This window comes from Corynebacterium sp. HMSC08F01, assembly GCF_001807545.1.
GTDB classification, from domain to species: domain Bacteria; phylum Actinomycetota; class Actinomycetes; order Mycobacteriales; family Mycobacteriaceae; genus Corynebacterium; species Corynebacterium coyleae.
This window is the reverse complement of the sequence record NZ_KV789291.1, coordinates 1-20,211: the sequence shown is the minus strand read 5'-3', so window position 1 is coordinate 20,211 and position 20,211 is coordinate 1. Positions and strand designations below refer to the sequence as shown.

Below are 20,211 nucleotides of genomic sequence, written 5' to 3'. Positions count from 1 at the left end.
GTAGAAGGAAACATCATCATGGGTTCTCATGCAGTTGCAGATATCCACAGCGAGTCTTTCCCTGAGTACCAGAGCAGGATCGAGGACACGTACATCGAGGGCTACGACCCGGTATCCCTGGGTGCGCCGCACTCGTCCCTGAACCGCAACTTCACCTGGGTTGCGATGGGTCTGCTCCTGTCCGCACTGTTCGGTGTTGGCCTGGCAGTGTGGGGCTGGGGTGCGATGGTCTACGGCTTTGGCTCGCAGACTCACGGCCTGGCAGAGCGTCTGCTCATCCTGGGCGTCGCTGAAGCAGTGATCACCACGGTGCTCGCCTTCATCTTCATCGGCCTTGGCCGGAAGGATTACAAGGAGTACCGCAAGCGCACTGGCCGCGTGAACTAACGCGCTGGAAGCTTTTGCCCTCTTCGTTTCGGCGAAGGGGGCATTTTTCGTGCCCATGTCGGCCGGGCTGCTTTAATCGGGGGCATGACTGATCAGTTGATGCCAAGCCCAACCAATGAGGCGGAGCGGCGCCGCGTCCTGCGAAACCACAAGATCGCGGTGACAAGTTTGCTTGGGGTTGCTGCGGTGATCTTCCTTGTGTGCTCGTGGGCGCAATCCCAAGGCGCAACGGCGGCGTGGATTGGTTACGTGCGTGCTGCGGCGGAGGCAGGCATGGTGGGTGGTTTGGCCGACTGGTTTGCGGTGACGGCGTTGTTTAAGCACCCGATGGGGATTCCGATTCCGCACACGGCGATCATCCCGAACAAGAAGGATCAGGTTGCGGGGGCGCTGAGCGACTTTGTCAGCGAGAACTTCCTGAATGCGCGCACGATTACGCAGAAGGTGATGGATGCGGGCATCCCGGAGCGGGTAGGCACGTGGATGGCGCAGCCAGCGAACGCGGAGCGGGTCAGCGAAGAGGTGGGCACGTTCGTGGTGCGCATGGTTGAGGGCATCGATCCGAAGGAGGCGGAGCGGTTTATCGATTCGCAGGTGATCGACCGCTTTGCGGAGCCGATTTGGGGCCCGCCGCTGGGCCGTGCGCTGGAGGGGTTGATTGCGGATGGCAAGGTGGAGCCGGTGGTGGATGACATGGTGGCGTGGGGTCGTCGCAAAGTAAATGGCATGGAGGACACGGTCGTTTCACTTATCGACGAACGCATGCCCCGCTGGGCACCCCAATTCGCCAAAGACCTCGTGGGGCAGCGCGTGTACGACGAGTTGGTGTCGTTCATGGCGGACGTGGACGCGGACCCGCAGCACGAGGCGCGCAGGGCGCTGCGCCGACAGATCAACGACTTCGCGCAGGACCTGCAGTTTGATGGGGAGATGATCTCGCGCGTGGAGGCGTTGAAGGGCGACATCATGGCGTCGAATGCGGTGCGTTCGGCGTCGGCGGGGATGTGGGCGCAGTTGTCCACAGCGTTGGTGGAGGCGGCCTCGGATCCGTCGAGCACGCTGCGCAGGAAGATCGCGGATGCGTCGATGGAATGGGGCACCAAGCTTCGCGACGACCCCACAGTCCGCGCCGACGCCGAAGCACGCCTGGAAAAGATCACCCACTACGCGGCCGAGAACGGCGCGGAACAGATCGTGGGCATCATCGCGGAGACGATCGAGCGCTGGGACGGGGAGGAAGCAGCGGAGAAGATCGAGCTGATGGTGGGCCGTGACCTGCAGTTCATTCGTCTGAACGGCACTGTGGTCGGTGCACTGGCCGGTTTGGTTATTTACACTGTGACACAGCTCTTGTTCTTTTAGATGAAAGGTAAAACTGTGGCTGACAACAATGGCGAGATCCGTAACAACCTGCGCGACGCTGGCGAGGCCCTGCTGCTGGCAGGTTCTTCCCTCGGTGCGGCGCTGGGCAAGGTAGCCGGCGAGCTCTCTGAGCGTTTCCAATCCACGTCCGATGAGGCTCGCACGAACTTGAACGCGGCGACGTCGGAGGGTGACGTGCGCAACGTGGCCAACAACTTCGTCGATGAGGCGGAGAAGCTCTTTAACTCCCTGCGTGAGCGTGATCTGCAGATCTCCGACGACCTCAAGGAGACTGTGACTACGAAGGTAAATGAGGTGCGCGCTGCGCTCAACGAGCGTCTGGATAAGGCTCTTGACGGTGTCGATGACAAGGGTGTTATGAGCGATATCCGCTCGCGTTTCGACGGCCTGGTGGAGCGCCTCCAAGACCAGTTCAACAACACCACCGGTGACGGCGATATTATCGACGGCGAGATTCTGGAGACGGACGAAACCGACTCCAACAACACCGCTAACTAGAAGGTTGGGATATGGATACCGCGGCTCTTGAGCAGATCCAGTTCATCACGACGCTCCCGTCACGCGCGAGCTTCCTCATGCTCTTCGCGGTCGGCATCGCAGGCCTTGTGGCTGCCGGGCTCGTGGCGACGACCCGCCCCGACGCGTTCGAAGCAGCAGGCCGCCAGTCCAAGGGCGCCTGGATTGGCATCCTGGCGCTGTCTGCAGTGGCGTGCATGCTCGGCCTGCCGTTCATCGCATGGTTTGGTGCGGTGGCGATCGGTATCTACTACTTCGACATCCGCCCCCAGATCAAAAACATTCTGGAGGGCAACGCGGGCTGGTAACACCGCCCGCGCCGCCGCAGCGCCGCCGCAGCGGCACCGCTTAACCCTGCTGGGTCGTGAACCCGGCGGGGTTTTCTTGCATCATCTGCAGTTCGTTGAAGTTCACGTCGGTGCCCACCATGGAGACTTGGAGGCCGCCGTCGATGACGCGGAAGTCGTCGATACGCATGGTGCTGTTGGCTTCCTGGGCCATGCCGTTGGACAGGGCGCCGCTGATGGCGTCGGCGACACCGTCGGGCAAGTCGAAGCCGAACAAGGAGGTGTTCTCGGCCTCGAGCGCGAGTTGGCCGTCACGCATGGAGGGGCGCAGTTCGATGCCTGCGACACCGCCGCTGAACTCGACGGTGAAGGTACCGGCCTCGGGGTTCGCGGTGACGTCGCTGACGTTGATGAAGTTGGCCAGGAATCCGGCGTCCTCGCCCATCTGCTGCTCCAACTGCTGGTTGAGCATGGCGCGGACGTAGTCGGTGGGCAGATCGGAGGTCAGGTGGAGGGTTTCGGCGACCGGGTCGCCACCTGCGATGTGGACGTTGTCCATCTCCACGACGGCGGCGGGCGCGCCGGTGAAGGTGTTGCCGTCCACAACCAGGGTGGAGTCCTGGTCGATTTTCATGTGGGGGAACTTTCCACCCAGCAGGCCGAGTGTGACTGGCTTTGGGCCGAAGGACACCGAGGTGCCTTCCGGGGCTTCGGACGTGACCTGGTGGGACACGAACGCGCGGATGCCTCCTTCCGCAACGGCGAACAGGAGGAGTACTCCGACGATGATGGAGAGGGTGACTTTCCAGGCTTTGGTCATGCGGGCCAGTTTAGGAACTTGGGGCGATGGCGTTCCACTCGACGGTCACGGAATTGTCGGAAAAGCGGCGCCGCTGGGGCGTGATCGGCCATTTTGCGGCCAGGTCGTCGAGGGCGTGGCGCCAGCGCACGCGCGGGCCGTGGGGTTCCCATCCGGCGGCGTGTTCCCAGGCGGTATCGGCGTCGGTAAGAAATGCGTGGATGGCCTCGCCGGGCACATTGCGGTGGATCAGCGCTTTGGGGAGGCGCTCCGCCACCTCTGAGGGGGTTGCGGTGTGGAAGGGATCCCAGGAGAGGGTTAAGGAGACGGGGCCGGTGTCGTCGAGAAGCAACCATGCGCAACGGCGTCCGATTTCATCGCAGGTGCCTTCGACGAACAGGCCGCCCGGCGCAAGGCGTGAGCAGACGGTGTCCCACACGTCGGGGACTTGGTCGACGTCGTATTGGCGCAGCACGTTGAAGGCGCGCACGAGGTGGGGGCGGTAGCCAGCAAGTTCGAAGCCACCGAGCTCGAAACGCACGCCGTCGCGGGGCGGCAGGACGCGCTCCGGGTCGATCTCCAGGCCCACGACCTCGATGTCGGGGCGGATCTGGCGCAGCCACCCGGTCCATTCGACGGTGGTGGCATGCGAGGCGCCGTAGCCCACATCCACGGCCAGCGGGTCGGGTACGGCTCGCAACAGGGACTGGACCCGCGGGTGAAAGCGGGTCCAGCGATCAGATCTGCGCAGACGATTAAACCCGGTCGTGCCGCGGGTGATCACCCCGTAGGGTTTGCCCGCCGCACCCGGGTTATCGGCGCGGAGATTGTGATAGTGGGGGATTAGAGGTTCTCGCTAATCCACTGCTCGGTGAGCTTCGCTTCGTTTTCCACGATCTCCTCGAGTGCCTCGGCGACCTTCGGCTCGAGGGCAGCGCCCATGAACGGGATGTTGACCTTGGCTTCGAGCTCGTAGTCAAGCTTGGTGTTGTCGCCGTCGCGGGTTGCGGTGTATTCGGCGCCGAGGTCCACCGGGGTGCCCTTGACGTCGCCAGTCATGGTGTGCTTGGCGGTGTCGCCGTCGAGCGCGCCTACGGTGACGACGCGCTTGAGCTTCAGGTCCTGGGACACCATCGCCTGTGCTGCCGGCGGGAGGATAGAGGTCGGCAGAATCTCAAAGAGGGTTGCGGTGTTGTCCGCGAACTCGTTGAGCTCGCCCGGTTCCGGGGAGAGTTTCTCTGCGATGAACTCCCAGTATTCGCGCGTGGCGTAGGCTTGCGCGACCTTTTCGATCGGCTGGTTGATGGTCACAGTGATCTCACTACGTGCAGTCATGGGTCACAGACTACCGTTGTTGGCGTGTCAACCCCATCATTCGCCTCTCTGACTACGTTGCGCGTCGGCGGTTCGCCGGCCGAGATCATCGAGTGCACCAGCGCCGAAGCACTCGCCGAGACCGTTGCGCGCCTTGATCGCGCCGGTTCGCCGCTGCTTGTTGTCGGCGGCGGTTCCAACCTGCTTGTTGCGGAAGGTGCGCTCGATCTTTCTGCTGTGTTGGTGCGCAACGAGGGTATCTCGCTTATCGACGACACCACGTTGCGCATCCAAGCCGGCACCGTCTGGGACGACGTGGTTGCCTTTGCCGTCGACCACGGCCTGGGCGGCATCGAAGCCTTGTCGGGCATCCCGGGCTCCGCTGGTGCGACCCCGGTGCAAAACGTCGGCGCGTACGGCTCCGAGATTTCGGACGTGCTCACCCGCGTGCGTCTCTACAACCGCGAGACGGATGCGGACGAGTGGGTGTCCGCCGAGTCACTGGAGTTGGCGTATCGCTACTCCAACCTGAAGTTCACCTCGCGTGCGGTGGTACTGGAGATCGAGCTGGCGCTGGAGAAGACCGACCAGTCGATCCCGCTGCGCCACCTGGGCGGGGAGCGTGTGTCGCTGGCGGAGGCCCGTGCATCCGTGCTGGAGACGCGCCGGGCGAAGGGCATGGTGCTCGACGCCGGCGACCACGACACGTGGTCCGCGGGCTCGTTTTTCACCAACCCGGTCGTGCCCACCTCACTGGCGGATGAGATCGAGGCCAAGGTCGGCGAAGACCACATGCCACGCTTTGCCGCTGGTGAGGGCCAAGAGAAGTTGTCTGCGGCGTGGCTGATCGAGCGCGCCGGCTGCCCCCGCGGATTCCCCGGCGAGGACGCACCTGCACGACTGTCCACCAAGCACACCCTTGCGCTGACGAACAGGGGTAACGCCACGGCGGACGACATCGTGGCGTTGGCGCGGAGGGTGCAGGGGGTCGTCGACAAGCAGTTTGGCGTTGAGCTGCACCCCGAGCCGGTCTGGGTGGGTCTTTAGCGCGAACCCCCGTCGCACGCGCAAATGGTGAGAACCAAACGGGGAGAACGCCAAAATTTTGCCGAGCTCACCATTAGGTTCTCACCATCTGTGGGGCGGCGCGGCGGATGGCCGCCGCGAGACCAACAAAGCAGCGCGGGTGTCCGGACCGAGCCTTTAGCGCTGCTCGAGCTTGGACAGCAGGTCCTCGCGGACCTCGCGGCGGCGTAGCTTGCCCATCTGGTCCTTGGCCAGCTCCTCGAAGTGGTAGAAGGTGCGCGGCACCTTGTAACGGGTGAGGTTCTCGCGGGCGAAGTCCTTCAGGCCGTCGGGGTCGAGGGCGGCGCCGTCGCGAAGCACGACGCAGGCGACAACATCCTCCGAACCGTCGGAGCGTGGACGGCCCACGACGGCGACATCCTCGACGTCCTTGTGGGTGCGGATGACCTCCTCAACCTCCGCAGGGTAGACGTTGAACCCGCCGGTGATGATGAGCTCCTTGATGCGGGAGACGAGCTTGATAAAGCCGTCCTCCTCCATCACACCCATGTCGCCGGTGCGGAACCAACCGTTGTGGAAGACCTTCTCGGTGGCCTCAGGGTTGTTGAAGTAGCCGGAGAACACCTGCGGGCCCTTCGCCAGGATTTCGCCGTCCTCGCCGTAGGGCATGTCCTTGTCCGGGTTGTCCGGGTCGACGATGCGGATCTCGGTGTCGGGGAAGGGGATGCCGATGTAGCCGGGGCGACGGTCCGCGGTCTGCGGGTTGCCGACGATGATCGGTGACGTCTCCGTCAGACCGTAGCCTTCGACCAGGCGACCGCCGGTGGCGCGCTCCCAGCCCTCGATAATCTCCTTCGGCAGCGACGACGCACCCGAGAAGCCAATCTGGACCGGGGACAGGTCGATGTTCTTCTTCTCCGCAGCCTGCAGGATGCGCTCAAACAATGTGGGCACACCCGGGATGAACGTCGGCGGGGTCTTCTTGATCGCCTTCATCACAAGAGGCATCTGCGGGGCTGGCAGGAGCACAAGTTCTGAGCCGATCAGCATGGTCAACGTCAACGAGAACGTCAGGCCGTAGGCGTGGAAGAACGGCAGGGCCGCCAGCATGCGCTGGTTGCCCTCTTGGAGTTCCTTTACCCACGCCTGGCCTTGCAGCGGGTTGGCAACCAGGTTTGCGTGCGAGAGTGCCGCGCCCTTCGGCGCGCCGGTCGTGCCGGAGGTGTACAGGATCACCGCGGGGCTTTCCGGAGTGATCTCTGCTGGGGTTTCCAAGTCAGTGCCCAGCCCACCGATGGCGGAGCTGGTCAGGGACTCCCACGGCACCGTGTTGCTGCACGGGCCGGTGAGTGCTGCGCGGGCTTCCATCACCTTCGGCAACGGCAGGCGCAGCGCGAGCTGCTGGGCACGCGGCATGGCCTTGATCATGTTCACGCTGACCACGGTCTCCAGCGGGGTATCGGCGCGCAGCTGCTCGAGCGTGTCGGCGGCCTTGTCCCACACGATTGCTACACGGGCGCCGTGGTTCTTGAATTGCGGGCGCAGCTCGTGGGCGGTGTAGAGCGGGTTGTGCTCGACGACGACACCACCAATTTTCTGGACGGCGAAGAACGCGGCGACGTGCTGGGGGCAGTTCGGCAGCATAATCGCCACGCGGTCACCCGGGCGAACGCCAAAGGCTTTCAGACCTGCGGCGGCGCGGCGCACCTCGCGGTCGAGCTCGCTAAACGTCTGGGTGCGGCCGAAGAACCTGGTGGCGGTGTTGTTGCCGTTGGCGGCCAGGTTGTCGTCGTAAAGATCGTTCAGCGTGCGGTTGCCGTACTCCAGCGAGTGGGCGGTCCACTCGGGGTAGTACTGCAGCCAGGGGGCATCTCCATTGGTTGGGGAGGGTGAAGTCATGGTGACCACCCTACGCCCATCTACCTACGGTTGGGTAAGAAGACTGACGAGAGTGTCGCGAACCTCACGGCGACGAATCTTGCCTGTCTGGTCCCGGTTCAGCTCCTCGAAGTGGTAGAACTCGCGCGGCACCTTGTAGCGCGTCAGGTGCTTGCGGGCGTAGGCCTTGAGGCCTTCGGGGTCGAGCGCGGCGCCGTCGACAAGCGTGATGCACGCGACGACATCCTCGGCGCCATCCTCGCGGGGGCGGCCGACGACCGCGATGTCGTCGATATCCGGATGGCGGCGAAGTACGCCCTCCACCTCGTCCGGGTACACGTTGAAGCCGCCGGTGATGATCATCTCCTTGATGCGCGCCACCAACTTGATCCAGCCGTCCGGCTCCATGACGGCCATGTCGCCGGTGCGGAACCAACCATCGTGGAACGCGTTCTCGTTTGCCTCCGGGTTGTTCAGGTAACCAGCGAAGACCTGCGGGCCACGGGCAAGCAGCTCGCCTGGCTCACCGTCGGGCATGGTGCGAGAAGGGTCGTCCGGGTCAGCGATGCGGATCTCCGTATTGGGGAAGGGGAGACCGATGTAGCCCGGACGACGTGTGCCGTCGAGGGGGTTGCCGGCGAGGATCGGCGAGGTTTCCGTCAGGCCGTAGCCTTCGATGAGGCGCCCGCCCGTGGTGTTTTCCCACAGTTCGATCGTCTCTGCAGGCAGGGTGGATGCGCCGGAGATCGACGTGTGAATCGAGGAAAGGTCGACGTTGTCTTTCTTCGCCCATTCGATGATCTTGGCGTACAGCGTGGGCACGCCCGGCAGCATCGTAGGCCGCGTTTTCAGGATCGCCGACTGGTACAACTGCGGCTGCGGTGCGGGCACGAGCACGATCTGCCCGCCGACCGTCAGTGGCAGGCCGTAGTTCAACGCAAGGCCGTAGATGTGGAACATCGGCAGCACGGCGAGCACCTTTTCGCGCACCGCACCCCAGTCCTCCAGCCACTCGATGCCCGCCTTGAGGACCGAGACGATATTGCGGTGCGTCAGCGGCGCGCCCTTCGGTTTCCCGGATGTGCCCGAGGTGTAGAGGATAAAGGCGGTAGTTTCCGGCTCGATCGGTGGCAAGTGCACCGTGCGAGAACGTGTCCGCAGCAGGTCGGTGAAGTTCATGGTCCCTGGGGCGGGGGCGCTGAGCTCGGCGCGCTTCTTCTTTACTGGCGGAATTGGCAGTGCGAGCAATGCCTTGAGGTGCGTTGGCATTTCGTCGATCATGTTGACGGCCACAACGGTTTCCAGCGGGGTGCGTCCGCGCAGGGAGAGGAAGGTGTCCGCTTCACGGTCGAAGACAATCGCAATCTTCGCTCCGTGGTCGTTGAATTGTGGCTCGAGCTCGTCTGCGGTGTAGAGCGGGTTGTGTTCGACGACGACCGCGCCCAGTCGCAGGATTGCCGTGACTGCGATGACGTGCTGCGGACAGTTGGGTAGCGCAACCGCAACGCGGTCCCCAGGCTGGATGCCGAGTTTGGCCAAGCCGGCTGCCGCGCTGCCGACGTGATCGTTGAGCTCGGCGTAGGTGAGCTCCTTGCCCATGAACCATGTTGCGGCGCTGCGCGGTTGGGTGGCCACGGCCCGGTTGAACCAGCTCACGAGCGTATCTGTGCCGATTTCGGGACGCGGGTTCGTCCATTCGGCGTATTGCTCAATCCAGGCCTGTGTGTCTGCGGCGCCCATTGCATCCTCTCGGTTGTGGTCAGGTGTAACTAAACGTGTTGCGGAGTATAACTTACTCTTGCGTAGGTTGTGAATGGGTGCGCACAAGAAATTGATCATCTACACTTGCCCGCATCACATATTTGGGGAAATACGGGGGGATTTTTCATGACCACGTTCCATGACGCCACGCTTCGCGACGCTGTTGCCATGCCGGAGCTTGAACTCACACCACCTGAGGTGCTCGATCAAACCAACCTGGTGGATCCGGTGAAATCGCCGCCGAAACAGGGCTGGCGCAAAATGATCCACACCGCCACTCGTGGTCGCATCAACCCGGGCGGTTCGCGCAAAGAGCTCGAGGAGCAGCAGCTTATCGACGCCATCCGTGCGCCCCTGCGCGGCGACTACCGCATTGCGGTGATGAGCCTGAAAGGTGGCGTCGGTAAGACCACAACCACCGTTGGCCTTGGAGGCGTGTTCGCACAGACCCGTGGGGATCGCGTCATCGCCATCGACGCCAACCCGGACCTGGGCACACTTGCCCAACGCGCAGCAACCGCGCCACCGGCCACCATCCGTGACCTGCTCCACGCGCCGGAAACGCACCGCTACCCGCAGGTCCGTGCCTTTACTAACCAGGCAGCATCGCGGCTCGAGGTGATCGGCTCCGAGCGAGACCCGGCGGTCTCCGAGGCGTTTTCGGAAGCCGACTACCGCCACGCCATCGACATCCTGCAGCACCACTACAACGTCATTCTCACCGACTGTGGCACCGGCCTGATGCACTCCGCGATGGCGGGCGTGCTCGACCTGGCCAACGCGCTTGTGCTGGTCACCTCACCTGCTCTCGACGGCGCGCAGTCCGCATCCGCGACCCTCGACTGGCTCAACCTCCACGGCTACGACCAGTTGGCCGCCAACGCTGTCGTGGTCGTTTCCTCATCCGCACCGGGCAAGCCGACCATCGATATGGGCAAGGTCACCGAACACTTCGCCTCGCGCACGCGGGCGGTGCACACGATCCCGTACGACAGGCACTTGGCGGAAGGTGCGGTCGTCGATTTGGAACGCATGGCCCCGGCGACGCTCAAGGCCTACCAGCACCTGGCGGCGACGGTCGCGGCGGACTTCGGTGCGTGGCACCGGCACGCGGCGCACTGACGTGGCGGCTATTTTCTGCCCTGACACTTCCCGGCGGAATCTGTCAGACAGCCCCATATGCCCAGGTCGGCACAAACAGCCTGCGGAGTCTGTCAGGAACCACACAGTCGCGCTAATCTGGCCCGCATGCGCGTCGCCATGATTTCAATGCACACGTCTCCGCTTGAGCAGCCGGGGATAGGTGATGCCGGTGGCATGAACGTCTACGTTCACAACATTGCGACCCAACTGGCCCGCCAGGGCACGCAGGTGGATGTGTTCACCCGTGCGACGCGGCCCAGCCAGGGCGAGATCGTCGAGGTCGAGCCAGGCTACCGGGTGATCAATATCGTCGCCGGGCCGTATGAGGGGCTGGAGAAAGAAGACCTGCCCACCCAACTCGCGGCGTTCGCCGGCGGGGTGGTGCAGTTCTGCCGAGCAGACGAGCGCTCCTACGACCTGATCCATTCCCACTACTGGCTCTCCGGCCAGGTGGGGTGGTTGCTCGCCGACCTTGCTGGGGTGCCACTGGTGCACACCGGGCATACGTGGGCGGCGGTGAAAAACGCCTACGGTGTGGGTGGCTCGGAGTCGGAGGCGCGCCGTATTTGTGAGCAGCAACTCGTGGACAACGCCGAAACGCTCGTGGTCAACACCGAGGATGAAACCAGCGAGCTTGCCCGCTTCTACGACGTGGACCCGTCGAAGATCGACGTAGTCAGCCCTGGTGCGGACACGGAACTGTTCACCCCTGGCACGAACCGCAACACGGAACTTGCGCGCCGCCACCTGGGTATTCCGCTGCATGCGAAGGTGGTGGCGTTCGTGGGCAGGTTGCAGGACTTCAAGGGTCCGCAGGTGTTGTTGCGTGCGATGGGGGAGGTCGTGCGCCGCGGCAGCGTCGAAGGTCCGTTGCGCGTGATCATCTGTGGTGGGGCGAGCGGGTCCGGCTCCTCAGTAGAGCACTACCGTGCGATCGCGGACGAGGAGGCGCTGGGTGCCACCGTGCGTTTCCTTGGCCCGCGCCCGCCGGAGGAACTTGTCAGCATCTACCAGGCGGCGGACATTGTGGCGGTGCCGAGTTACAATGAAAGCTTCGGCCTGGTCGCCGTGGAAGCGCAGGCCACAGGTACGCCGGTGGTGGCGGCGAAGGTCGGCGGGCTCCCGATCGCGGTGTGTGACGGGGAGACCGGCCTGCTGGCGGGCAGTCACGACACCAACGAGTGGGCGGACGCGCTGGAGCGGTTGCTTATCGACGACTCCACGCGCATCCACATGGGCGAATCCGCCGTCCGCCACGCGGCCCGGTTTAGCTGGGCGGCGTCGGCAGACCAGCTCGCGGGCGTCTATAAGCAAGCGCTCGACGGTTACGACCCCTGTGAGGCTCCCCGGATCCCCGGCGGCAACTAGCGGATGATCGCGTTCACGGCGGCGCTGATCTCACCTGCACGCTGGTTGGCTGCGGCACCCGCACGTCCGGCAAGCTCCTGCGCTGCGGCAACCGGGTCTGCTGCTTGGGGAAGACGCTGCGCCTCCCCGGCGAGGCGAGCAGCATCAGCCTGGGCACCGTTGACTGCGCCGGTGAGTTTGTGGAACTTCGACGGTGCCGGCGCGGGCTTGTTGGCGGCGGCTGGGTTGTGCTGGGCGATTTCGTCGCGAAGCGTCGCAAACTCCGCGCGCGGCGCCGGCTCAGCAGGAGTAAACGCCTGATTTACCTGACCGTCGGGGATGCCGTAGGCGGACTCGAGCGCATGGTCGATCTGCTGGGAGTTGCCGAAGGGGCCGTATCCAATGACGGTCAACCCGATGGCCTCGCCCGTGCGCGGGTCGTAGTTGATGCCGCCGGAATCACCCGAGGCGTAGTTCAACCCGACGTGCCAGATGAAGTTCTGTGTACGGAACACCTGGGTGCCGCACGAGCGGCCGGTGCGCATGCCGTCTTTGCAGATGGGCTGGCCAAAGTTGTCAAAGCTGATCAGCTCGTTGCCCAGGCTGCGGTAATCCTTCACGCCAGTGATTGCAACGTTCCGGGAGGGGGTGCTGCCCCACTGGTCGCGGGAGGTGGACCAGCCGGAGGCAGAAACGCCTGGGTCGAGGCGGACCATGGCCCAGTCGGGCTCGTCGATAATGCGGTAGAAGTCCATCAACTCGCCGTTGCCCAGCTCGAACTTCTTGCGCTGCGTATCCACGCTGCCCACCCGCGGGTAGCGCACCCCGCCACCACTTCGTACCGGCGCGTACACCTCCGGGCGCACCGTTTTATCGTCCACGTCGAAGCAGTGCGCGGCGGTGATCATGATCCGCTTCGTCTGCCCGTCAGGGGTGCGCACCACACCGGAAGGACCCTGGCTGCAGCGCGAGGTGTTGGCAAAGGAATCAGAGCCCTGAAACAGTGTGGCCACGGGTGCGCCGGGGGCGGCAAGCGCAGGCGCTGCGGCAGCAGATGGGGCAGTGGTCAGTGCCGCGGCGACGGCAACCGCGGCGGCGTAGCGAAAAACCTTGAGCATGCCCACGACACTAAACCTCTTTCGTGGCATGCTTAAAGTTATGGGTAACGGAAAGTTGATTCTTGTACGTCACGGTCAAAGTGAGTGGAACAAGTCGAACCAGTTCACCGGCTGGGTGGACGTCGACCTGACAGAGCAGGGTGAGCGCGAAGCCGTCAACGCCGGCAAGCTCATGGTTGAAAAGGGTGTCCTGCCGGACATCGTGTTCACCTCGCTGCTGCGTCGCGCGATCCGCACCGCCAACATTGCGCTGAACGCAGCGGACCGCCACTGGATCCCGGTTGTGCGCAACTGGCGCCTCAACGAGCGCCACTACGGCAAGCTGCAGGGCCTGAACAAGGCGGAGATCCGCGACAAGTACGGCGATGAGCAGTTCATGGAGTGGCGTCGTTCCTACGACACTCCGCCACCGGCGATTGACATCGATAACGAGTACGCGCAGACCAACGACCCGCGCTACGCGTTCCTGCCGGAGGTGCCGCGCACCGAGTGCCTGCAGGACGTTGTGTGTCGCTTCCTGCCGTACTACGAGGAGGCAATCTTGCCGCAGCTGCTGCAGGGCAAGACTGTCATGGTCGCAGCGCACGGTAACTCTCTGCGTGCGCTGGTGAAGTACCTCGACGGCATTTCCGACGAGGACATTGCGGCTCTGAACATCCCGACCGGTATGCCGTTGCTGTACGAAATCGGCGAGCGCGGCAAGGTGCTCAACCCGGGCGGTACCTACCTCGACCCGGAGGCTGCCGCTGCTGGCGCTGCCGCTGTGGCTAACCAGGGCAAGAAGTAGCGCTTAGGCTGTGTCGCCAGTTCTTGCGTTTATTCTCGGCGCGCTCGTCGCCGTCCCCGCTGCCCATCTCGGGCGGCGGGCATTGCGTTGGTATGCCCGAAACAGTGCGGACGACCACGATGAAGACACTGGCGTGAGCACTGTCAGCGATATGTTGCACCTGGTGACACAGGGATCGCCCACCGGCATCGTCGTCGTTGGAAGAAATGGCAAGGTGCAACTGTCCAACGCGCGTGCCCACGATATGTCGCTTGTGCACGACGGCACCGTCAACCCCCGCGTATTCGATGTTGCGGAGCAGGTGATGGACGATGCGGAGCAACGTGTCATCGACATGGAGATGCCACAGCGCACCACCGGTAACCGCATCCGTAACGTGCGCGCGGTAGTTGCTCCGTTGACGCTGACGGATAACTCGTCGGTGATCATTTACGGCTCCGACGAGTCTGAGAATGTGCGGATGGAGCACGCGCGGCGTGATTTCGTCGCAAATGTCTCGCACGAGCTCAAAACCCCCGTCGGTGGCATGTCGCTGCTGGCGGAGGCGCTTCTGCAGGATCCGACTGACCCGGAGATGGTCGAATACTTCGGCGGGAAACTGCACAAGGAAGCGCACCGCATGGGGGAGATGATCACGGACCTGATTGCGCTGTCGAAGTTGCAAGGCGCGGAAGCGCTGCCCGACATGGCGCCAGTGCGTGTCGACGACATCATCGACGAAGCCGTCATCCGCAACCACGTCACCGCCGAAAACCGCAAGATTGAAATCAACCGTGGCGCCCCCACTGGGCTGTACGTGCTCGGCGACAAGTCGATGCTCACAGTGGCGGTGGCCAACCTGATCTCCAACGCGATCAACTACTCGCCGGATGGGCAGCCGGTGAGCATCACGCAGAAAACGGTGCGCGACAAAGCGGTGCTGATCCGTGTCACGGACCGCGGCATCGGCATTGCGCCCGAGGACCAAAAACGCGTGTTTGAGCGGTTCTACCGGGTGGATAAGGCCCGTTCTCGCTCGACAGGTGGCACTGGCCTGGGACTGGCGATTGTCAAGCACGTGGTTGCCAACCATGGCGGTAACATAACCGTGTGGTCTAGGCCCGGCACCGGCTCAACGTTCACCATTGAGTTGCCGATCTTTGACCCGGAATCTGTTCACGCCTCTGCTGGCAGAAAGGAACTTGAGCAGCAGTGACGACCATCCTTATCGTCGAGGACGAAGAGAACTTATCGGACCCGCTCGCGTTTTTGCTGGGCAAGGAAGGGTTTGAGACCAAGATCGCGCCGGACGGTCCGACGGCGCTGCAGCTCTTCGACTCTGAAGACATCGATCTGGTTCTGCTGGATCTCATGCTGCCGGGGATGAGTGGCACGGAGGTGTGCCGAAAGCTGCGTGCGGAGTCGTCGGTGCCGATCATTATGGTCACGGCGCGTGACAGTGAGATCGATAAGGTTGTCGGCCTGGAGCTGGGGGCGGACGATTACGTGACCAAGCCGTACTCCACCCGCGAACTCGTCGCCCGCATCCGCGCGGTGCTGCGCCGCGGTCCGGAGGCGGAAAGTGTGGAGGAGGCCGACGACCAGCTGCTGAAGGGCGGCCGGGTGGTCATGGACATCGACCGCCACACGGTGCTGGTGGACGGCCAGCCGGTGCCCATGCCGCTCAAGGAGTTCGACCTGCTTGAGTACCTCATGCGCAACGCCGGCCGCGTGCTCACCCGCGGCCAGTTGATCGACCGCATCTGGGGCGCCGATTACGTGGGCGACACCAAGACCCTGGACGTGCACGTCAAGCGGTTGCGTTCCAAGATCGAGGCGGAGCCGAAGCGCCCCACTCAGCTGGTTACCGTGCGCGGCCTGGGTTACAAGTTCGAGGCCTGATCCGTCGCGGGGTGGGTGGCTTTCGCCTCCTGCGGCAGGTTCGCGCGAGCCTCGCAATGCTTTGCGACGATCGCATACGGGACCTCACCAATCAGCGCAATCAACTCGTCCTTCATGGACTGCCAAATCGGCTTGAGGCTGCCGTTGTTCGGGGTGTGGCACTGCGGTGAGGCGGTGCACCACCAGTCGAAGTCCTCGCCGCCGTCGCCCCATTGGCGGCGGTCGTACTCACCGATGGTGGTGCGCAGGATCTCGTGGCCGTCGCTACGCTCTTGCCATTCATCCTCGCGGGAGAACGGCACCTGCCAGCACACTTCCGGCTTAGTGCCAACGATGTTGTGGCCTTCCGCCATCGCCCACTGGTGCAGCGCACAGCCCGCACCGGTCGGGTGGCCGGGGCGGTTAGCAAAGATGCAAGCGCCGTCGACCACCTTTGTCTTGATGTGCGGACCGTCGTCCTCTTCATCGCTGTCGTCCCACTCCAGCCACGGCTCGAGCCACGTGGGGTCGTCAGCCTTGAAGAACTCATCCGTGTCGGCCGGACGCAACTGCCAGTACTTCGCCGGCATCAACGCAACGGAGTTATATACGGTGTCGCGGTCTTCTTCGTCGGCAATGTATGCGCCGTGGATGCAGCAGCCGACCGCCTGGTTGGATTCGTCGATACCCAGGCACTGTGACGTGCCAAATCGGCACGACCAGGTGGACTCGAGCCAGGTCAGATCTAGCGAAAACGTGTGGTCAGGGTCCTCCGGGTGGACAAACTCAAACCATTCGCGCGGGAATTCCTGGGCCGTTTCCCTGCCTGCCGCAATGGAGCGACCTGCCGGGGAATCTGCCGGAAAGCCAAGAAAAACAGGATTCGGGGCTGGTTGATTCACACTTGCACACCGTAGACCCGTTACGCTGAGGTGGTGCGATTAGGTGTATTAGACGTCGGAAGCAACACCGTCCATCTTGTGGCGGTCGATGCATACGGTGGCGGACGCCCCACCCCGATGAGTGACTGGAAGCAGCCGCTGCGGCTTGTCGAGTTGCTGGATAAGAAAGGCAACATCGAACAAAAAGGCATCGACAAACTTGTCGACGCCTGCCAGGAAGCAGCCGACCTCTCCAACAATCTCAAGTGCCAAGAGGTCCTTGCCTTCGCCACCTCGGCAGTACGCTCCGCGACGAACTCCGAGGACGTGCTGAAGCAGGTGAAGAAGAAAACCGGCGTGGATCTGGAGATCCTCTCCGGCGAAGAGGAAGCACGCCTGACCTTCCTCGCCGCCCGCCGCTGGCACGGCTGGTCCGCCGGCCGCATCACCAACCTGGACATCGGCGGTGGCTCGCTCGAGATTTCCTCAGGCACCGAAGAAATGCCGGACCTGGCAGTGTCGCTGGACCTCGGCGCTGGCCGTCTGACCCACGAGTGGTTCGACACCGACCCGCCAGAGCGTAAGAAGATCAACATGCTGCGCGACTACATCGACGCGGAACTCGCCGGCCCCGCCGAAGAATTTAAAGCACTTGGCGAGGTAGGCCTGGCGGTGGGCACCTCCAAGACGTTCCGCTCCCTGGCCCGCCTTACCGGTGCAGCACCATCGTCGGCAGGTCCGTTCGTGCAGCGCACCCTCACCGCACCCGGTTTGCGCCAGCTCATCGCGTTCATTTCACGCATGACAGCAGCGGACCGTGCGGAGCTCGAAGGCATCAATGCGGACCGATCCCACCAGATCGTCGCCGGTGCCCTCGTTGCCGAGGCTGCAATGCGCGCACTAAATATTGATAAGTTGGAGATCTGCCCGTGGGCCTTGCGTGAAGGCGTGATTCTGAAACGCATCGACCAGGGCGGTTTGAATGCCGATAAAGGAGACGACGAGTAAATGGCCGACAAGCAGCTCACGGTAGCCGAGCTCCTCGCGCGCGCCGAGAAGGAAAACCCTTCGGCCACACGACGCCCCCGGCGCCGCCGCAGCCTCGAAGACGGTGGCGTTTCGGTCGCCGAGCTCACCGACTCCTTTAAGAAGGTCAACGTCAAGCCTGTCGAGGCGAAGCACTCGAGCGTGCCTATCGACGCCCCCGCCGAACCGGCAAAGACCCCCAAGCAGGAGAAGCCTGCGGAGAAGCCTGCCAAGCAGGAGAAGCCTGCCAAGCAGGAGAAGCCTGAAGAGGCAGTGGCCAAGGCGAAGCCGACTCAGGCTCCGCCTGCCGAGGACGACACCCACGTCATTCCGGTCGTGCGCGAAGGCGCTGCCAAGCCGGCAGGAAAGCCGGCAGAGAAACCTGCTGCTAAGCCTGCGGAGAAGCCTGCAGCACAGGCCACGGCACCGGCGGCGCCTGCGGCAGCTGCGGCTGCTGTGGCGGCTCCTCAGTCGGAGGAGAAGCCGGTAGATGAGGTAGTCGTCGATAAGCAGGATGCGGAGCTCGACCTGTTCGAGAACGACCTGCCTGATGAGGACGTCCGCGACATCGAAGTCGAGGACGCCTCCATCAACCCGATTCTGATGGTGCTGCTCGTTGGCCTGGGCGTGCTGCTGGGTGTGCTTGGGTTCCTGGCATTCAAGTGGCTGTGGGCGCACGTCATCCCAGTTGTCGCGGTGCTGCTTGGCATCGTCGCAGTGGTCGGCGTGGTCTTCGGTGTGCGTGCGATGCGCACCGGACGTGATGGCCTGAACATGGCGCTTGCAGGTATCGCTGCAGCAGTTATGGCATTTGGGCCCGCGTTGATCTAAACATGGCAACCATGGCAAACATCGCAATTATTGGCGCCGGAAATATCGGCGAAGCGCTCCTGTCGGGTCTGATCCAGTCCGGTTACGACCCGGAGAAGATCACGGCGACGAATAGGTCGTCGCAACGCAGCGAAGTATTGCGTGAGCGCTACGGCGTGCGCACCACCAACGACAACCACGAAGCCGTACAGCACGCCGACGTCGTGTTCCTGTGCGTGAAACCCGCGGGCATCCTCGACGTCATCGCCGAAATTGGCGAAGGCTTTGGCGACGCCGACAACACCCCGGTCCTGGTCTCCATGGCAGCAGGTATCACGCTGGCAGCGATGGAAGAGGCAGTGGCGCTCGCAGGCGTCCCGATCGCGCGCGTTATGCCGAATACGCCCATGCTCGTCGGTAAGGGCGTGCTTGCGGTGACCTACGGGCGTTTCGTTGACGACGAGCAGCGGCAGACCGTCGATGAACTGCTCGCCGCCGCCGGCGAGGTTGTCACCGTCACCGAACCGCAGATCGACGCAGTGACCGCAGTGTCCGGCTCCGGCCCTGCGTACTTCTTCCTTGTCACCGAAGCGATGGTGGACGCGGGCGTGTCCCTCGGCCTGCCGCGCGACCTTGCGGAGCGTCTGGCTAAGGCCACTGCGGCCGGTGCAGGCGCGATGCTGGAAGGCGAGGATGGGCCCGTGCAGTTGCGTGCCAACGTTTCGTCCCCGGCAGGCACAACCGCGCGTGCAATCCGCGAGTTGGAGGAGTCCGGTCTGCGTGGTGCGTTCTACCGCGCGATGGAGGCCTGTGCGCGCCGGTCGAAGGAACTTGGCGAGGAATAACCCCGGTAGTCACACCCGTCACAACTGATGCTGTGTGTTCACTACCTGCACTCTGAAAAAATTCTCTCCCTTAAGTCGCACTCAACCCATGTTTCACGTTAGGGTGGTTGGAGCACGTGCGTGTTCGTCCTGCGGGAGGGGAAGCCTGCAGCGCGTTTGCGTGCCGAGAGGTAAGAATTAAGTGGTTAATGAAGATAAAGGAAAGTTCCTGACGGTCGCCGAAGTCGCGGAGATTATGCGCGTCTCCAAGATGACCGTCTACCGCCTCGTTCACTCCGGCGAACTGCCTGCCGTCCGCGTAGGCCGTTCGTTCCGTGTCAACGAAAACGCGGTGAACGAATACCTGGAGTCCTCCGTCTACGACGTGGGGTAAAACCACTCCAGACCCCTACGAAACGCCCGTTCCCACCTGATTTCAGTGGGGGAACGGGCGTTTTCGGTTTTTGGCTGCTGGTCTGCACGCCTGTATGCTTGGCGTGTTCAGGTTGGCCACAACCTGTGGGAGTGTGCACCTCCCACTGTTCCGCGCAAGCGGTCGTGCCGACCACGTACGTACGAAGCAACGTTAGAAAAGAGGAAGCCTTATGGGTTCAGTTATTAAGAAGCGCCGCAAGCGTATGTCGAAGAAGAAGCACCGCAAGATGCTCCGCCGCACTCGTGTGCAGCGTCGTAAGCTCGGCAAGTAAGCCAAGCGCCGCCCGCCTCCGTTTTTGTGGAGGCGGGCTTTTTGTTTGCCTTCCGTGGAGCGGATGGTGGGGTGTGGGTGTGTCCCTATATATGGCGTCGGATTGGGGTTGGGGCGGATGGTGGGGTGGTGTTCTCCTGGTCTGTGGGCTGATCGTCTAGCTGGGCTTGTGATGCTGCTAGACGATCTCGTTTCGGCCTCTGTGTTTGCCCTGGTGGTGTTGGGGTTGTTTGTCGTTATGGGGCTGATCGTCTAGCTGGTGTTTCAGGGTGCTAGACGATGAGCGTTGGGGTGGTGGACTGGTGTGTTCGTGGGGTTGAAACACGGTGTTTTCGTGTCTTGAGGCCTGTTATGGCGT

Annotated in this window: 22 protein-coding genes; 15 read left to right on the top strand and 7 right to left on the bottom strand. The window is 63.2% G+C overall.

All coding sequences use genetic code 11. The annotated features are described in order from the left end of the window. Positions 1–18 precede the first annotated feature (18 nt). From HMPREF3171_RS03505 to HMPREF3171_RS03490, 4 genes are all read left to right on the top strand, one after another. Positions 19–387 carry a hypothetical protein gene (locus HMPREF3171_RS03505; RefSeq protein ID WP_070421511.1) on the top strand — a complete coding sequence of 123 codons (369 nt, stop codon included), beginning with the start codon at positions 19–21 and terminating at the stop codon, positions 385–387. An 84-nt stretch (positions 388–471) separates the two neighbouring features. Beyond that, positions 472–1,749 (top strand): DUF445 domain-containing protein, encoded by a 1,278-nt coding sequence (locus tag HMPREF3171_RS03500; RefSeq protein WP_246815312.1) that lies wholly within the window; start codon positions 472–474, stop codon positions 1,747–1,749. A 15-nt stretch (positions 1,750–1,764) separates the two neighbouring features. Continuing rightward, a complete protein-coding gene (locus HMPREF3171_RS03495; protein WP_070482933.1) occupies positions 1,765–2,268 on the top strand; it encodes a CGLAU_01105 family protein in 504 nt (167 codons plus the stop codon). 11 nt (positions 2,269–2,279) lie between these two features. Next, positions 2,280–2,594: a DUF2516 family protein gene (locus HMPREF3171_RS03490; RefSeq protein WP_083279324.1), complete on the top strand. Its 315-nt coding sequence runs from the start codon at positions 2,280–2,282 to the stop codon at positions 2,592–2,594. A 40-nt stretch (positions 2,595–2,634) separates the two neighbouring features. On the opposite strand, the gene HMPREF3171_RS03485 is transcribed toward HMPREF3171_RS03490, so the two are convergent. From HMPREF3171_RS03485 to HMPREF3171_RS03475, 3 genes are read right to left on the bottom strand one after another with little or no spacing between them, the layout of a single operon-like run. Then, complete coding sequence (locus tag HMPREF3171_RS03485) at positions 2,635–3,393, bottom strand: LmeA family phospholipid-binding protein (protein ID WP_070421508.1); 759 nt, start codon at positions 3,391–3,393, stop codon at positions 2,635–2,637. Positions 3,394–3,403: 10 nt separating this feature from the next. Then, entirely contained in the window at positions 3,404–4,156 is a 753-nt protein-coding gene (locus tag HMPREF3171_RS03480) for a class I SAM-dependent methyltransferase (RefSeq protein WP_371326415.1), read from the bottom strand. Between the two features lie 59 nt (positions 4,157–4,215). Next, entirely contained in the window at positions 4,216–4,707 is a 492-nt protein-coding gene (locus tag HMPREF3171_RS03475; protein WP_070421584.1) for a DUF2505 domain-containing protein, read from the bottom strand. Positions 4,708–4,731: 24 nt separating this feature from the next. On the opposite strand from HMPREF3171_RS03475, the gene HMPREF3171_RS03470 reads away from it, so the two are divergent. Then, complete coding sequence (locus HMPREF3171_RS03470; RefSeq protein WP_141743332.1) at positions 4,732–5,733, top strand: UDP-N-acetylmuramate dehydrogenase; 1,002 nt, start codon at positions 4,732–4,734, stop codon at positions 5,731–5,733. A gap of 156 nt (positions 5,734–5,889) precedes the next feature. On the opposite strand, the gene HMPREF3171_RS03465 is transcribed toward HMPREF3171_RS03470, so the two are convergent. Together HMPREF3171_RS03465 and HMPREF3171_RS03460 are read right to left on the bottom strand one after the other, a co-directional pair. Next, a complete protein-coding gene (locus HMPREF3171_RS03465; RefSeq protein ID WP_070421586.1) occupies positions 5,890–7,611 on the bottom strand; it encodes a long-chain-fatty-acid--CoA ligase in 1,722 nt (573 codons plus the stop codon). A 24-nt stretch (positions 7,612–7,635) separates the two neighbouring features. Then, positions 7,636–9,330: a long-chain-fatty-acid--CoA ligase gene (locus HMPREF3171_RS03460; RefSeq protein ID WP_070482927.1), complete on the bottom strand. Its 1,695-nt coding sequence runs from the start codon at positions 9,328–9,330 to the stop codon at positions 7,636–7,638. A gap of 147 nt (positions 9,331–9,477) precedes the next feature. Here HMPREF3171_RS03460 and HMPREF3171_RS03455 point away from each other — a divergent pair, with 147 nt between their 5' ends. Both HMPREF3171_RS03455 and mshA read left to right on the top strand, forming a co-directional pair. Continuing rightward, positions 9,478–10,473 carry a MinD/ParA family ATP-binding protein gene (locus tag HMPREF3171_RS03455; protein ID WP_246815311.1) on the top strand — a complete coding sequence of 332 codons (996 nt, stop codon included), beginning with the start codon at positions 9,478–9,480 and terminating at the stop codon, positions 10,471–10,473. Between the two features lie 126 nt (positions 10,474–10,599). After that, positions 10,600–11,862, top strand: coding sequence for a D-inositol-3-phosphate glycosyltransferase (mshA, locus tag HMPREF3171_RS03450; protein ID WP_070482924.1), 1,263 nt, complete (start codon positions 10,600–10,602; stop codon positions 11,860–11,862). Here mshA and HMPREF3171_RS03445 read toward each other — a convergent pair. Beyond that, the gene (locus HMPREF3171_RS03445) at positions 11,859–12,959 is read right to left on the bottom strand and encodes a chymotrypsin family serine protease (RefSeq protein ID WP_141743331.1); all 1,101 of its coding nucleotides are present in this window, start codon (positions 12,957–12,959) and stop codon (positions 11,859–11,861) included. The two genes, mshA and HMPREF3171_RS03445, sit on opposite strands and share 4 nt — an antisense overlap. A 40-nt stretch (positions 12,960–12,999) precedes the next feature. Between HMPREF3171_RS03445 and HMPREF3171_RS03440 the strand changes: the two genes are divergently transcribed. From HMPREF3171_RS03440 to HMPREF3171_RS03430, 3 genes are read left to right on the top strand one after another with little or no spacing between them, the layout of a single operon-like run. Beyond that, positions 13,000–13,746, top strand: a complete 747-nt coding sequence (locus HMPREF3171_RS03440) for a phosphoglyceromutase (RefSeq protein ID WP_070482918.1) — start codon at positions 13,000–13,002, stop codon at positions 13,744–13,746. A 10-nt stretch (positions 13,747–13,756) separates the two neighbouring features. After that, a complete protein-coding gene (locus HMPREF3171_RS03435) occupies positions 13,757–14,941 on the top strand; it encodes a sensor histidine kinase (RefSeq protein WP_070482915.1) in 1,185 nt (394 codons plus the stop codon). Then, positions 14,938–15,627 carry a response regulator transcription factor gene (locus HMPREF3171_RS03430; protein ID WP_070421500.1) on the top strand — a complete coding sequence of 230 codons (690 nt, stop codon included), beginning with the start codon at positions 14,938–14,940 and terminating at the stop codon, positions 15,625–15,627. Before HMPREF3171_RS03435 ends, HMPREF3171_RS03430 begins: the two co-directional genes overlap by 4 nt. Here the strand turns inward: HMPREF3171_RS03430 and HMPREF3171_RS03425 are convergent. Beyond that, positions 15,609–16,508: a DUF3109 family protein gene (locus HMPREF3171_RS03425; protein WP_070482911.1), complete on the bottom strand. Its 900-nt coding sequence runs from the start codon at positions 16,506–16,508 to the stop codon at positions 15,609–15,611. The genes HMPREF3171_RS03430 and HMPREF3171_RS03425 overlap by 19 nt on opposite strands. Positions 16,509–16,541: 33 nt before the next feature. Between HMPREF3171_RS03425 and HMPREF3171_RS03420 the strand changes: the two genes are divergently transcribed. The 5 genes from HMPREF3171_RS03420 to HMPREF3171_RS11605 all read left to right on the top strand — a co-directional run bounded on the left by HMPREF3171_RS03420 (position 16,542) and on the right by HMPREF3171_RS11605 (position 19,854). Continuing rightward, on the top strand, positions 16,542–17,495 hold the full coding sequence (locus tag HMPREF3171_RS03420; protein ID WP_070482908.1) for a Ppx/GppA family phosphatase: 954 nt from the start codon (positions 16,542–16,544) through the stop codon (positions 17,493–17,495). Continuing rightward, positions 17,496–18,344, top strand: coding sequence for a hypothetical protein (locus tag HMPREF3171_RS12045; protein ID WP_070482905.1), 849 nt, complete (start codon positions 17,496–17,498; stop codon positions 18,342–18,344). It abuts the gene before it with no gap. 11 nt (positions 18,345–18,355) lie between these two features. Continuing rightward, positions 18,356–19,168 carry a pyrroline-5-carboxylate reductase gene (gene proC / locus HMPREF3171_RS03410; protein WP_070483032.1) on the top strand — a complete coding sequence of 271 codons (813 nt, stop codon included), beginning with the start codon at positions 18,356–18,358 and terminating at the stop codon, positions 19,166–19,168. Positions 19,169–19,349: 181 nt separating this feature from the next. Then, on the top strand, positions 19,350–19,541 hold the full coding sequence (locus tag HMPREF3171_RS03405; protein WP_070421497.1) for a helix-turn-helix domain-containing protein: 192 nt from the start codon (positions 19,350–19,352) through the stop codon (positions 19,539–19,541). A 211-nt stretch (positions 19,542–19,752) separates the two neighbouring features. After that, positions 19,753–19,854, top strand: a complete 102-nt coding sequence (locus HMPREF3171_RS11605) for a 30S ribosomal protein bS22 (RefSeq protein WP_003855542.1) — start codon at positions 19,753–19,755, stop codon at positions 19,852–19,854. Positions 19,855–20,211: the final 357 nt, after the last annotated feature.